This window comes from Caballeronia sp. GAWG1-1 (genome assembly GCF_023631465.1).
Taxonomy (GTDB): domain Bacteria; phylum Pseudomonadota; class Gammaproteobacteria; order Burkholderiales; family Burkholderiaceae; genus Caballeronia.
In genome coordinates, this window is the sequence record NZ_JALQDB010000037.1 from 396,660 (window position 1) to 410,392 (window position 13,733).

12 protein-coding genes are annotated in these 13,733 nt (G+C 66.6%); 10 read left to right on the top strand and 2 right to left on the bottom strand.

Annotated features, from left to right (window positions below):
• Positions 1-16 precede the first annotated feature (16 nt).
• Together NCT03_RS26885 and NCT03_RS26890 are read right to left on the bottom strand one after the other, a co-directional pair.
• Positions 17-1,732: a ShlB/FhaC/HecB family hemolysin secretion/activation protein gene (locus NCT03_RS26885; protein WP_250494550.1), complete on the bottom strand. Its 1,716-nt coding sequence runs from the start codon at positions 1,730-1,732 to the stop codon at positions 17-19.
• Positions 1,733-1,965: 233 nt separating this feature from the next.
• The gene (locus tag NCT03_RS26890) at positions 1,966-3,906 is read right to left on the bottom strand and encodes a collagen-like triple helix repeat-containing protein (protein ID WP_250494551.1); all 1,941 of its coding nucleotides are present in this window, start codon (positions 3,904-3,906) and stop codon (positions 1,966-1,968) included.
• A 643-nt stretch (positions 3,907-4,549) separates the two neighbouring features.
• Between NCT03_RS26890 and NCT03_RS26895 the strand changes: the two genes are divergently transcribed.
• The 10 genes from NCT03_RS26895 to NCT03_RS26940 all read left to right on the top strand — a co-directional run bounded on the left by NCT03_RS26895 (position 4,550) and on the right by NCT03_RS26940 (position 13,728).
• The gene (locus NCT03_RS26895; protein ID WP_244830831.1) at positions 4,550-4,726 is read left to right on the top strand and encodes a Flp family type IVb pilin; all 177 of its coding nucleotides are present in this window, start codon (positions 4,550-4,552) and stop codon (positions 4,724-4,726) included.
• 142 nt (positions 4,727-4,868) lie between these two features.
• Entirely contained in the window at positions 4,869-5,378 is a 510-nt protein-coding gene (locus NCT03_RS26900) for an A24 family peptidase (RefSeq protein ID WP_250469325.1), read from the top strand.
• Complete coding sequence (locus tag NCT03_RS26905) at positions 5,375-5,851, top strand: TadE/TadG family type IV pilus assembly protein (protein ID WP_250494552.1); 477 nt, start codon at positions 5,375-5,377, stop codon at positions 5,849-5,851. The genes NCT03_RS26900 and NCT03_RS26905 overlap by 4 nt, the downstream gene beginning before the upstream one ends.
• A 32-nt stretch (positions 5,852-5,883) precedes the next feature.
• Positions 5,884-6,834, top strand: a complete 951-nt coding sequence (cpaB, locus tag NCT03_RS26910; protein ID WP_250469327.1) for a Flp pilus assembly protein CpaB — start codon at positions 5,884-5,886, stop codon at positions 6,832-6,834.
• A 100-nt stretch (positions 6,835-6,934) separates the two neighbouring features.
• Entirely contained in the window at positions 6,935-8,293 is a 1,359-nt protein-coding gene (locus tag NCT03_RS26915) for a type II and III secretion system protein family protein (RefSeq protein WP_250494683.1), read from the top strand.
• Positions 8,290-9,582, top strand: coding sequence for a P-loop NTPase family protein (locus NCT03_RS26920; RefSeq protein ID WP_250494553.1), 1,293 nt, complete (start codon positions 8,290-8,292; stop codon positions 9,580-9,582). Before NCT03_RS26915 ends, NCT03_RS26920 begins: the two co-directional genes overlap by 4 nt.
• A gap of 2 nt (positions 9,583-9,584) precedes the next feature.
• Entirely contained in the window at positions 9,585-10,970 is a 1,386-nt protein-coding gene (locus tag NCT03_RS26925; RefSeq protein ID WP_244831002.1) for a TadA family conjugal transfer-associated ATPase, read from the top strand.
• Positions 10,963-11,943: a type II secretion system F family protein gene (locus tag NCT03_RS26930; RefSeq protein WP_502800425.1), complete on the top strand. Its 981-nt coding sequence runs from the start codon at positions 10,963-10,965 to the stop codon at positions 11,941-11,943. Before NCT03_RS26925 ends, NCT03_RS26930 begins: the two co-directional genes overlap by 8 nt.
• 37 nt (positions 11,944-11,980) lie before the next feature.
• Positions 11,981-12,949: a type II secretion system F family protein gene (locus NCT03_RS26935; RefSeq protein WP_502800432.1), complete on the top strand. Its 969-nt coding sequence runs from the start codon at positions 11,981-11,983 to the stop codon at positions 12,947-12,949.
• Complete coding sequence (locus NCT03_RS26940; RefSeq protein WP_502800426.1) at positions 12,946-13,728, top strand: pilus assembly protein; 783 nt, start codon at positions 12,946-12,948, stop codon at positions 13,726-13,728. Before NCT03_RS26935 ends, NCT03_RS26940 begins: the two co-directional genes overlap by 4 nt.
• Positions 13,729-13,733 lie beyond the last annotated feature (5 nt).

The window sequence follows — 13,733 nt, forward strand, 5'->3', positions numbered from 1 at the left end:
TCAGTCACGTGAAGCTTCAGTCCAGCTGATACGACAACGAAGCGTTCACACGCGGACTGCGCGATGCGCTCTCGACGGGCGCATCGCCCGTTGCCTTGGCGACGGAGAGATCGATGCTGTAGTGCTTCGAATCCGACACTCGAAAACCTATCCCGAACGACGACAAACGCCGCGGACTCGCCGTGCCGCCGTGGAGAAAAACGTGCGCGGCATCGACCATGACGTAGGGCGTGAAGGTCTTCAGATACGTCATGCCGATATCGAGCGGCCGGTTCATTTCGAATGACGCGCCGAAGCCCGAATCGCCCGACACTTCGCCCGGCTGATAGCCCAGCGCGAAACGCTGCGCGCCGAACGAAACCTGCTCGGATGTCGGCAGGGAGTCGGGCGAATACTGCCCTGTCAGCGAAAGCGCCGTGCCGATTTTCATCGGCCATTCGTTGCTCTGCGTGTAGCTCGCGCCGGTCCGCACGAAGGTGAGCGAGACGGGATTGACGGGCGCGTAGCCGGCAATGTTGGTGTCCGCGCTCTTCGAGGCGCCGAGCACGTCGAACGCCTTCGCCACGTTCACGCTCGCGCGCCGCACGACGCCTGTCGCAATGCCGGTGTAATCGAGCTGCAATTGCGCGACGCGAATCTGCGAGCGCTGCGACAACTGCGGATTGCCCGCGACGATGGTGTTCTTCAGCCGGTCTTCATCGTGCGATGCATAGACGCTTCCCGTGCCGACGAGACTGCGCGCGTTACTCAGCAGGAACGGATAGACGGCGGAAAACGCGAGCTTGTCGTTCACGACGGTGCGCTCGATATAAGACGGCAGTCCCGGATTGTCGACCGGATGCCCGTGATAATGCGATGCATCGACTTTCGCGGTGAAGCCATCCGTGCCGATAGGCAGCGAGCCGTTGAGCGCGTAATAGGTTTGATCGTCGCGTCCCTTGGGCAACAGAGCGGACGCCGACAGCGATTCGCCGAAGCCGAGCATGCCGTTCTCGGTCGCGCTCAGAATGCCCTGCACGCCCGGATGATTGAAGTCGATGCCCGTGCTCACGTTGAAAGGCTTGCGCTCGACATCGAGTTCGAGCGTGGCGCCGCCGTCCGTATTCTGCGGCGGTGCGACGGTCGCGCGCGTCTTCACGCCCGGAATCATGCCGAGCACGTTGATATAACGCTCGAAATTCGCTTGCGTGAGCGGCCGGTCCTGACGCATGCGGTCGGCCACCACGCGAATGCGCTTCTCGGCCGCGCCCGCGTTGCCCTTCACGACGACCTGCGCGATATACCCTTCGACCACCGTTATCCGCACCACGCCATCCCGAAACGTTTGCGCCGGAATGAAGGCGAACGAGAGCGCATAGCCGCGCTCCTTGTAAAGCGCGGTGATGCCGTTGGCGGTTTCGATCAGCTTGCCGATGGTCACGTCCGTGCCGACGAGCGGCGCGAAGCGTTGCGCGACATCGTCGAAGGGCAGAGCCTTGACGCCCTCGATTTCGAATTTGCGCGGCGTGAGATGCTGTGCGAGGAGCGCGTCGAGCGCGGGAGCGGGCGGCTGCACGTTCACCGATACCGCCGGCTTGGGCGGCGTGTTCACTTGCGGCAGGGCATCGAGCGGATTGCCGCCGATGCTCGCGCGCGGCGCCGCCGGAGCAGTTTGAGCGAGCGCGAGTTGCGCCGTGAATGGTGCGCCGATTGCGGCGAGCAAGAGCACCCGTTTCCAGTCGCGGATCTCCACGATGAATCCTCGAAGGTTGTCGCGAGAACGTCGTACGGTGCGTGCTTCTTCCAACATCCTGCACGGGCAGCGCCGCGTTCTTCGTCGTGTGTTGTCGTTTGGTGATGCGATTCGTGGCTTCGATCGGACGCGTGTTGTGTTGCTGGCATGCGCGTCGACGTTCGCCTGGCGTCACGCCGTTTCCGAACCGCGATACGCCGCGATCCGGAAACGGTGACGCCTGGCTTCATGCGTTAGCGTCGCGGTCCTCCGAGCACGCCGCCGACGATCGAACCCACCGCGCCGAGCAAGCCCGTGCCAGAGCCGTTTGCGGTGCTGGCGGTGCTGCCCGTGCCGCCTGTCGTCGTCGCGATACCTACGCCCGTACCCGCGCCTGCGCTGGTCGTGCCGTGCGTCGTGGCAACCGTCACGCCGACCGCGCCCGTGATCGTGGTCACCGTGCCGAGCACGCCGCCGCCCGAACCGGACGAGCCGGTCGTGCCGCCCGGCGCACCAGTGACCGCGCCAACGATGCCTGTCACCGGAGCAAGCACGCCACCGGCCGATCCCGTGGCGCCTGTAAGCGCGCTGGTCACGCCGCCGACCGCGCCCGTGACCGGAGCAAGCACGCCCGCACCGGCGCCCGTACCGCTCGTCGCGCCTGTCAACGCACCCGTCACGCCGCTGACCACGCTCGTGACCGGCGCGAGCACGCTCGTACCGCTGCCGGTTGCGCCCGTCAACGCACCCGTGACGCCGCCGACAAGCCCCGTGACCGGTGCGAGCAAGCCCGCCGTCGAGCCCGTGCCGCCGCCCGTCGCGCTCGTAAGCGCGCTCGTCACGCCGCCGACGAGACCGGTGACCGGCGCAAGCAAGCCTGCCGTCGTTCCAGTGCCGCCCGTTGCGCCCGTCAGTGCGCCCGTGACGCCGCCGACCAGACCCGTGACCGGCGCAAGTACGCCCGAGCCTGCGCCGGTAGCGCCGCCGAGAATGCCGGTGATCGGTGCGAGCGGATTGGACGCCGGCGTGCCGCTGACGAGGCCGCCCGCGGATGCCACCGTCGTTCCCGTGGTCGACACCAGATTGCCCACGCCCGCCGTGACCGGATTGGCGCCCGTGCCTGCGATGCCCTGACCCGCCTGACCGAGCGCGCCGCCGAGCGTTGTGAGGAGGTTGTTGACCGGCGTGCCGAGGCCCGTTGCCGCGCCGACGGTCTGCGTCGTCGAACTGACGACAGACGTGATCGGCGTGATGGCCTGGCTGACTTGCTGCGTGAGTTGCTGAACCGGTGCGCCGGTCAGCGTCTGATCGAGGACGCCGCCCGTCTGCGTCACCGCGTTACCCACGATTCCGACGATGCTCCCGACCGGCGTCGTAACGGGTGCGAGCGGTGAAAGCGTACCGGTGCCGAGGCTCGATACGAGCGTCCCGGCGCCGCTGACCGTATCGCCGGTTTTTTCGACGACACCGCCAAGACTCGCCACCGTCGTGCCGACCGGATTCGTGCTCGAGCCGATGGTTCCGAGCCCGGCCGACACGCCATCGCCGAGCGTCGTGACAGCCGCGCCTGCGTTCGTGACGACATCGCCCGTGGCTTTCGTGGTGCCCGCGCTGACGAGCGGTGTGGTCGTCGCGCCGATTGCCGACCCGATTCCCGATACCGTCGCGCCAAGCGCGGACACCACGTTGCCTGTTTTGCCTACGACGGCCGCGACAGGCTGAGGCGTCGTGCTGCCCGTGGTGCCACCGCCGGTTCCCCCACCGCCAGTGCCCCCGCCGCCCGTGCTGCCCCCGCCGGTGCTGCCACCACCCGTACCGCCACCACCCGTGCTACCGCCTCCGGTGCTGCCACCGCCGGTGCTGCCACCACCCGTACCGCCACCGCCCGTGCTACCGCCTCCGGTGCCGCCGCCGCTTGTGCCGCCCGTGCTGCCACCGGAGCCCCCGCTGGTCCCCCCGCCACTACCGCTGCCACTACCACTACCCCCGCCGCTACCCGTTCCGGTACCGCCGCTGCTGCCCGAGCCCGTGCCGCTGTCGCCGGTCGTGATCGTTCCAGAGCCGCTACCGCTCGCGCCTGCCGACTTGCTCATCGTGCCCGAGCCGCCACACGCCGCCAGCGTGAGTACGCTCGCGACCGCTGCCGCGACGATAGACTTGCGCAAGAATTCCTGTCCGACGTTCCTCGTATTCATGATGGCCCTCGTTACTTTGTTTTGGTTGAACCGCGGGCCAGTAACTGCGAAAGGTGTGCCAACGTACGGACGACGGGGCTCGCAGGCGTTCCTCGCCCTGCGAGAAGCGCTCGCGAAAGGAGAATTTCCAAATGAATTCGGGGTTCGGCGGGAGATTGCGGCCGCCTCTCACCGCGTATCGGCAAACGGCAATTCGGACGTTCGTAACGTAACGAACATCGAGCCGCGTTACGACGCGACGCGTTACGCGGGCCCGCCATAAAGAGCCAGTCAATGAAAAAGAGCGGGGCAGGAAATCAATACGAGTCGCTGCATTCGCATCAAGTTGATTTTACTGATATGCCAGAGTTTATTTACCCGATGCAACTATTGATGCACTGCACGATACAAAATGTTCTGACGTAATTGATTTTGAGATGTGCATGCGATATAAATTCGCCAACGCAGTCCTCTTCTTTCGGCAAACGTTGTGGGAGGGTAGCGATCAACAAGAAAAACCAAAAATATCGAGAGAGTTGGAGCGCCGCTCCGATGCATGGGCCCGGGGTCACGACATCGCGTTCGCGTGGTTGTCTGCCGCCTGGAGCCTCGCACGAAGAGGCGAATCCGCGGCCAGGCAGTACACCATCCGAGGGCAACAAGAATGACATCTACCTTGCTTCAATTCATCCGCGACAGGCGTGGGATCACCGCCATCGAATATGGGCTGATTGCCGGCGTGCTTGCGCTCGGCATCATGACGGCCGTGGGCGGCGTCTCCACTCAGCTCACGTCCACTTTCAACGCGATAAAGGCGGAGCTCGCTAAAACGTCGAGCTAATCCCATCTTTATTCGCTGACGAGATGCCGATTCGCGCGCCGGAGCAATCCGGCGCGCGGACCGAATACATCTTTCGAGTTTCGATTAAACCTCCGTATTACTACGGAGGGCGCTGTCTTATTGCCTGCCGATTTACGCTGCCATGATTTATTTTGAATCCGCGATATTTATCGGCTGGGCGCTGGCGGTCGTCTTATTTGACTGGCAGCGCAGGTCCATTCCGAATTCGTTGGTCGCGGCCGGAGGCGTGTTCGCGCTTGCGTTCGCCGCGCTCGGCATTTCGCCTTTTCAGACGGCGATCGGCTTCGCATTGCTCGGCGCGTTGGCGGGTTTCGTCGCGCTCTTGCCGTTCTACCTGCTCGGCATGATGGGCGCCGCCGACGTCAAGGCGTTCGCCGTGCTCGGCGCGTGGTGCGGCCCGCGCGAACTCGTCGGCGTCTGGGTCGCGGCGAGCCTTGCGGCCGCGGTGCATGCGCTCGTGTTGCTCGCGCGCCGTGAGGACCGCGTGGTGCTGTCGCTGCGCAGTCTTGCCGCGGATGCGAGCGTGGCCGAACGCAGGCGCAACAGCACGCCCTACGGCGCATTGCTCGCGGCGGCTGGGATCGGTCAGCTGGCGCTGCATCTGCTGAACGCAACGGGGCGGCCAGCATGAAGTCCGCGCCATCAATCCAACGGCCACGCCCACGACGAAACCAGCGCGGCAACGTGGCGGTCGAGTTCGCCATCGTGTTTCCGCTGTTCTTCCTGATCTTCTACGCCATTGTCACCTACAGCCTCGTGTTCGTCGCGCAGCAGTCGCTGACGCTCGCAGCGGAAGAGGGCGCACGCGCCGCGCTGCGCTATCAGGCCAACGCGACGAGCATCGACGACGCCCTTGCGCGCCGTGGCAGTGCCGCCTGCCAGACCGCGCAAGGCTTGTCGAACTGGCTTGCGGGACTCGCGCAATGCACCGCCACGCCCGCGCCATGTACCTACGACGGGAGCCTGCGCTGCATCCAGGTGACGCTCGCTTATGCCTATGCGCAAAAGCCGCTGGTCCCAACGCTGCCGTTGATCGGCCTCGCGCTGCCCGATTCGCTGGTGGCGCGCGCGATGGTCCAACTCAATCCGGACAACGTGTTATGAGCGTCCGCCCGAACTTTCACGATTGATCTCACATGGCCAACGTCACACGAACGCTCGCGGTCCTGTTTTTCATGCTGGCCATCGCGCTGGGCATCTTCGCGTTCACGCTGGCGCGCGCCCCGGCGCCGCTGCCGGCAAGCGCCAACGGCGGCGCGCCCGGTCCCGCGCTCGCGGTGGATCGCAAGCTCGCGCCGGTGGTGATCGCCGCACGCGATTTGCAGCCCGGCAAGCCGCTCGATGCCGCGTCGCTCACGGTGCGCATGCAGGCCGAACCCGCGTCCGGCGTGTTCGGCGATACCGCCGCGCTCACCGGCCGCACCACGCGCGTCGCGGTGCCCCAAGGCACGCCGCTCACGGTCGAGACGCTGTCGAGCGGACTTGCCGATGTCGTCGAGCCGGGCGAACGCGCGGTCGCGGTGCGCGTCGACGAAACCAATGCGGTCGGCAATCTCGTGCGCCCGGGCAATTTCGTCGATGTGTTTTTCACGCTCAAGCGCGAAGGCGGCGGCAGCAGCGGCGCCGAAGTAGAGGCGACACAGGCGCGCCTTTTATTGTCGAAAGTGCGCGTGCTGAGCGTGGGCGGCGCGTCGGTGGAGGGTGTCGATGGCAAGGCCGGGGGCGACACGAACCAGGCGACTCGCAATTTGAACGCACAGACCGCCGTGCTCGCCGTGCGCACCGCCGATGTCGATGCGCTCACGCTCGCCGAAAGCTCGGGCCGCCTCGTGCTGGCGCTGCGCAACACCAACGACGCCGAAATGCCGCCGCCGCAGTCATGGCTGCCCCTGCATGCCGCTGCCTTGCATGCCGACGCGGATGGCGCCGCACGCGCGGCCGCCGGGGTATCGCTCGGTGCGCTGTCGGGCGCGCGCGCCGGCCGCGAACCGGTGACGCAGCCGCGTGCGGCGGGCGTGACGCGTGCGCCGCGTAGCAACGAAGTGGAAGTGATCCGGGGTGGCCGTGTCGAGCGAACCGCATATTGAGCGCGCCGATGCCGGCTATCCCGATGAATTCGAAACGAAGCAAGCCATGACGATGACGATAAACCGGCCACCGATCTTGCGGTTCCACACGCGCGCGCTCATGGCGTGCTGCGCGGTTTTGCTCGGCCTCAACGTGAACCTGACGCATGCCGTCGCGACGCCGCACGCGGATGACATCGAGCGTGCATCGACGGGCAGCGCGCAAGACGCTCCCGTGATCGCGCTTGCGACCGGTGCGCAGCGGGTTCTCGCGCATGGCCGCACGGTGTCGCGCGTGGCCGTCGCCGATCCCGGCATCGCGGATGTTCTCGTGCTCAAGAATGGCGGCGTGCTGCTGGTCGGCAAGTCGGCAGGCACGACCAATCTGCTCGTCTGGGAACAGGGCCGCGACACGCCGGCGTCCTATACCGTCGATGTCGCCGCCAGCGCGAACGCCGCGCTGCTCGACCACGACGCGCCGCAAGTGCGCGTGCTCGGCAAGACGGCCGTACTCAGCGGCAGCACGCCGTCCATGGCCAAGCATCAGCGCGCGGCAGCGGCGGCGCGCGCGGCTATCGGCAAGGACGGCGCGCTCGTCGATACATCGACGGTACAGAGCAAGAGCGTCGTGCAGGTGGACGTGAAAGTGGTCGAGTTCAGCAAGGCCGTGCTGAAGGAAGCCGGCTTCAATCTGTTCTCGCAGAATCACGCGGGCTTCGCGTTCGGCAGTTTCGCGCCCAGTTCGCTGGGTTCCTATACCGGCGGCGCGACGACCGCGTTGCAGGTGACGTCCACCTCGCCAATCGGCGCCGCGTTCAACCTGCTGCTCAACTCGGGCTCGCGCGGTTTGTTCGCCAACCTGAGCCTGCTCGAAGGGAACAACCTCGCGCGCGTGCTCGCGCAGCCGACGCTCGTCGCGCTCTCGGGCCAGAGCGCGAGCTTTCTCGCGGGCGGCGAAATTCCGATTCCGGTGCCGCAGGCGCTCGGCAGCACGACCATCGTTTATAAGCCGTATGGCATAGGCCTTTCGCTCACGCCGACCGTGCTCGGCGCCGACCGCATTGCGCTGAAGGTCGCGCCCGAAGCGAGCCAGCTCGACTTCGCGCACGCCATCACCATCGACGGTGTTTCGGTGCCCGCGCTCACCACGCGCCGCGCGGAAACGGCGGTCGAACTCGGCGACGGCGAAAGCTTCGTGATCGGCGGGCTGGTGGATCGCGAAACGGCGTCGAACGTGAACAAGGTGCCCTTGCTTGGCGACTTGCCGATCATCGGCGCGTTCTTCAAGACTTTGCAGTACTCGCAAACGGACCGCGAGCTGGTGATCATCGTGACGCCGCACCTGGTCGCGCCTATCGCCCGGGGCGCCGCCTTGCCGATGACGCCCGGCCAGCAGTCCGAACAGCGCGACGGACCAGTGTGGAAGAGCTTCGTCGGCGGAGCGCTTTCTTCCGACACCGCGCCGGGATTTTCGCGATGAACACCCAAGGCTTCGGACCCGGCAAGGCAGCAGCGGCGGCGGCAGCGGGCGAGCCGCTCACCGCGCGCTTTCTGCTGGCGAGTCCCGAACCGTCGAGGCAAGCGTGGCTGCAGCAGGCGCTGACCAACACGGGCGCGGTGGAAATCGCGCCGTGCGATGCCGTCGCGCTGGTCACGCGCATCGCGGAATGCGCGCCGGCCATCGTGTTCATCGACTTCACCGAGCGCGCCGATTACCACGCGGCCGCACTCGCCGAAGCGGCCCGCGACGCTTTTCCGAACGTGCCGGTCGTGGCGCTCGGCACGCTTGCGACGCCCGCACCCGCGCTCGCCGCGTTGCGCGCGGGCGTGCGCGATTTCATCGATACCGGCGGGCATCCCGGCAGCGTGCTCACGGTGGCGCGGCGGCTCATCGACGAGCGTCCCGAACATGTGCCCAAGCGCGGCAAGCTGACGGTGCTGCTCGGCGCGCGCATCGGCGTGGGCGTGAGCACGCTCGCCGCCAATCTCGCCGTGAGTCTGCAACGGCGCGGTCAGAGCGCGCGCCGCGCCACCGCGCTGCTCGATCTCGGCCTGCCCGCCGCCGACAGCGCGCTTTTGCTCGACACGCGCAGCGAACTGCATTTCGTCGATGCCGTGCGCAACTTGCGCCGGTTCGACGAAACCTTCGTGCACACCGCCTTTGCGCGTCATGCGAGCGGCCTCGCGCTTACCGCGCTGCCCGCCGATCTTGCCGAAATGCGCGCGATTTCCTTTGCCACGGCCGTCAGCACGCTCAACCGGCTGCGCGCATACTTCGACCACCAGATCGTCGATCTCGGCGGTTTTTCGAATCCCGACTTCGTCGCGCAAGTCGTGCAGGCCGCCGACGAAACCTGGCTCGTATGCGATCCGAACGTGGTCTCGGCGGTCTCGGCCGTCACGCTCGTCGAGCATGTGCGCGGCGGCGAGCAAACCGAAGCCGCGGCGCGGAAGATTTCGCTCGGTCTGGTCGTCAACAAGTTCGATGCGGCGCTCAACTTCGGCGCGGATCAACTGGCCGCGCGGCTCGGGCTACCGCTCATCGGCATCTTGCCGGAACGTGCGCAGGCGCTCGGGCGCGCGGTGAATCAGGGAAGCCTGCTCGCGGATACCGCGCCGCGCGACCCTTACGTGCGCGCGCTTTTACCTCTCGTCGCGCGTCTCGCGGATGAACCCGCGCCCGCCGGCCGCCATGCACTGCCCAAGGCTACTGAAAGCCCGGCCGCCGGACTCGCGCAACTTCTTCCCACCTTTCTCAGGCGGTCATGACGATGGTTCAGGACTTCAGCAAGGACATCGCGTTTTCCAACGATCTGGCCGAGGATGCCGTCGCGTTCGCGCACTCGCAGCAGTTCCAGGACGTGGCGAGCGCGGCGCATGAACATCTGCTCACGCGTATCGAGGAACTCGGCGCCGAATTCGGGCGATGGTCGCGCCAGGCCATCCAGCAATTCGTCGATCTGGAGATGGACAGCTTCGTGCGCCTGCGACGCATCCCGCTCAACGAGAGCGAGGTACGCCTCGTCGCGGCCGCGCTCACGAAGGAGCTCGCGGGCTTCGGTCCGATCGAGGACTTGCTCGCCGATGCCGCCGTGGAAGACATCCTCATCAACGGCTATAGCGATGTCTACGTGTCGCGTCACGGCATGCTCGAAAAGATTCCCGTGCGCTTTGCGGACAACGCGCACCTCTTGCGCATCGTGCGGCGGATTCTCGCGCCCATCGGCCGACGGCTCGACGAGTCGAACCCGATGGTCGATGCGCGCCTGCCAGACGGCGGCCGCCTGAACGTGGTCATCGAACCGTTGTCGATCGACGGGCCGGTGGTGTCGATCCGCAAGTTTCGCCGCGATCCGCTGCGCCCCGACGATCTGCTCGCGAACTCCACGTTCAATCAGGAGATCAGCTCGCTGCTCGAAGCGGCGGTGGAGGCGCGCTGCAACGTGCTTGTCTCGGGCGGCACGAGTTCGGGCAAGACGTCGCTGCTCAACGCGCTCGCGTTCTTCATTCCGAAGCACGAACGCGTCGTGACGATCGAGGATACGGCCGAGTTGTCGCTGAACCATCCGCATGTGGTGCGGCTCGAAAGCCGTCCGGGCGGCTTCGACGGCGCGGGCGTCGTGTCGATTCGCGACCTCTTGCGCAACACGTTGCGGATGCGGCCCGACCGGATCATCGTCGGCGAAGTGCGCGGTGGCGAAGTGCTGGAAATGCTGCAGGCGATGAACACCGGCCACGACGGCTCGATGGGGACCGTGCACGCGAGTTCACCGCGCGAGTGCCTTTACCGGCTGGAAATGCTCGCGGGTTTCGCGGGCTTTCAGGGCACCGAGGCAAGTCTGCGGCGGCAGATCGCGAACGCCATCGACTTTATCGTGCAGATCGGGCGGCTCTCGAACGGCAAGCGGCGCATTCTTTCCGTGACGGAAGTCACCGGGCTGTCGGACAACATCATCGCGATGCAGGAGTTGTATCGCTACGACCCCGTCGCCGATGCGAATGGCGAGGAAACCGACCGCTGGACCTCGCTCGGCATTCATCCGAGCTCGCCCAAGCTCGCGAAGTATCGGCAGGCGTTGGGCGCGTCGCTTGCAGAAGGATTCGGCAAAAGCGGCGGCGGCGGTTTCGGCGGCTTCGGCGGAGGCTTCCGTGTCTAGAGGCGTGGCGCTCGTCGCAATGCTCGCGCTGTTGTTCGCGGCCGCCGCGCTCGCCTTGTGGCGGCGCGGCGCGCAAAAGCGCGAACGCATGCTCGCCGCGCGCTTCGTGGAGCGGCAGGTCATGGCGTCGCACGCAACGCCGCGGCCGCGCACTGCACGGCAGCCCGAGCAGTCGCGGGCATCGGCGAACACGCACTCGGGCGTGAGTGTCGAGATTGCGCGAGACATCGTGCGGGCGCGTGCCGCTTATGGACATCTGATGCGGCGTGCGGGAATCGAACGGCCGCGCGCTTTCTTTTTCGTCACGCTCGTCGCCGCGGCGCTGGCCGCATTCTGGATGACAGCGCGCACGAACGCATTGCTCGGGCTTGCGGCCGGCGCGCTCGTGCTTGCCGTGACGGCGGCAGCGCTGTTTTGGCGCGCGCAGAAAAAACGTCAGCGTATCGTGCGGCAGTTGCCCTCGTTCATGGATGGCATCGTGCGGCTCATCGTCATCGGTCATAGCGTGCCGGCGGCGTTTCAGACCGCGCTCGCAAGCGCGGAGCCGCCGCTCGCCGATTGCCTCGACCGCGTGTTGCCGATGCTGCGTACCGGCATGGAGATCGATCACGCGCTCGGCGCGGTGGCGCGGATGTATCGCGTGCGCGAGCTCGAACTGGTGGGCGCGGTGCTGCGCGTATCGGTGAAATACGGCGGGCGCTCGGACGTGATGCTCGACCGCATGTCGGCGCTCATGCGCGATCTGGAACAGGCCGACCGCGAACTCGTCGCGCTGTCGACGGAAACGCGCCTCTCATCGTGGGTGCTCGGTCTCCTGCCCGTTCTGCTCGGCGCGGCGGTGATCGTCACCAACCCTCAATATTTCGATGCGATGTGGACCGATCCGCTCGGCCAGCGGCTCGTGTACGCGGCGCTCGGCCTGCAAATGCTCGGCGTGTGGCTGCTGTTTCGCATGGCGAGGCTCAGGACATGAGCGCGCGCGCCGTAAACGTTAAGAGGACGCGATGCATCTGACGCCCAACCTCGTGGCCGCGTTCGCCGTGCTCGCGCTCGCATGCGCCGCCGCCCTGATCGGCGTGCTCGCGTTGAGCCGCTACGCGCGCATGCAACGCTCGGCGCGCACGCTGGAAGGTGCGCTCACGCAACGTGTCGCGGCAGGCGCGCCGGTATCGACGGATAGCGGGCCCGCGCGCGGCGAAGCGCCGCCAACGGGCCTGTTCGCCGCCATCGGTCGCGCGAGCATCGCGTGGCTCGATACCTCGTTCGGGCGCATCGCCGTGGCCGACGAAGACCGCCGCCTGCTCGATCGCTGCGGCTATCTCGACGCGCGCGCTCGCGGCGCTTTCATGCTGGCGCGCATCGCGGGCGCGGCGCTCGCGCCGGTCGCGCTGATGTTGCTCGCGCGTGGCACGCCGCACGGCGCGCGCTTCACGCTGCTGCTGTTCGTCGCGCTGTCGGGCGGCTTCATGGCGCCGAAGTGGTTCGTGCAGAGCCGGGCGAACGCGCGTCAGCGCGCGGTCGGCAACGAGCTGCCGATGTTCGTCGATCTGTTGCGGCTGTTGCAGGGCGTGGGGTTATCGCTGGATCAGAGCCTGCAAGTGATGATCCACGACTTCAAAACGGTGCTGCCGATCTTGTCGAAGGAACTGGCGGCGGCGCAGGCGCAGTTTGCGACGGGCCGCACGCGCGAGCAGTCGCTCAAGCGCCTTTCAAGCAGCTACGAGAACGAAGACCTCGCGGCGGTCGTGCGGCTCGTGATTCAGGTGGAGAAATACGGCGGCGCGGTGCAGGAGCCGCTCAGGCAGTTCGGCGACCGTATGCGCGAGGCGCGGCGTGCGGCGCTGCGTGAGCGCATCGGCAAAGTCACCGTGAAGATGACGGGCGTGATGGTGCTGACGCTGTTGCCTGCGCTGCTCATCGTCACCGCGGGGCCGGGGTTTCTCGCGGTATTGCATTCGCTTTCGGGGCTTCATCGATGACGCAATCTTCAATCAACCGGACGCGACTCGTCGCGCTTGCCGCTATCGGCGCATGCATGCTGTTTGGCGGATGCGCGAGCAAGATGGAAAGCGGCTACGGCGTCGGCATTCAGGCCGAACGTCAGGCCGCGCTCGATCAGGCGATGCATCGCGATGCCGCGCCCGACACGCCCGGCATGTATCTGGCGCTCATCGACCGGATGCAGTCGCAAGGGTTGTACTTCGCGTCGCTCGCGCATATCGACGCTTACGAGCAGCAGTATGGCGAGTCGCCCGACACCATTCTCTTGCGCGCCGATGCGCTGCGTCAGACCGGCCAGACACAGCCCGCCGAAGCAGCTTATGCGCGTCTCGCCGATACCCCGTTCGCGGCGCGCGGTCTGCGTGGACTGGGTTTGCTGGCCGGCCAGGCGGGCGACTTCCGGCTGGCGGCAATGCGCTTCGAAGCCGCCGCGCAGCGCGCGCCGACCGATGCCGCGACGCTGTCCGACCTTGGGTACGCGAAGCTGCGCGAAGGCGACATAGCGGGCGCGCGCGTGCCATTGATGAAGGCCGCCGAACTCGCCCCGGACAACGCGAAGATCATGAGCAACGTCGCGCTCTTCCTGCTTTCGAGCGGGCAGGCCGCGAACGCGCAGGGATTGATGACGCAACAGAAGTTCGCGCCGGACGTGCAGCAGGCCATTCAGGGCGATGCAAAGCGCGTGCAGCAGGCGGCGCGCACGTATCGCGCGCAAGTGCAGGACGAAGGCGGCGGTAGCCGTATCGCGTCACGTTGAAATCG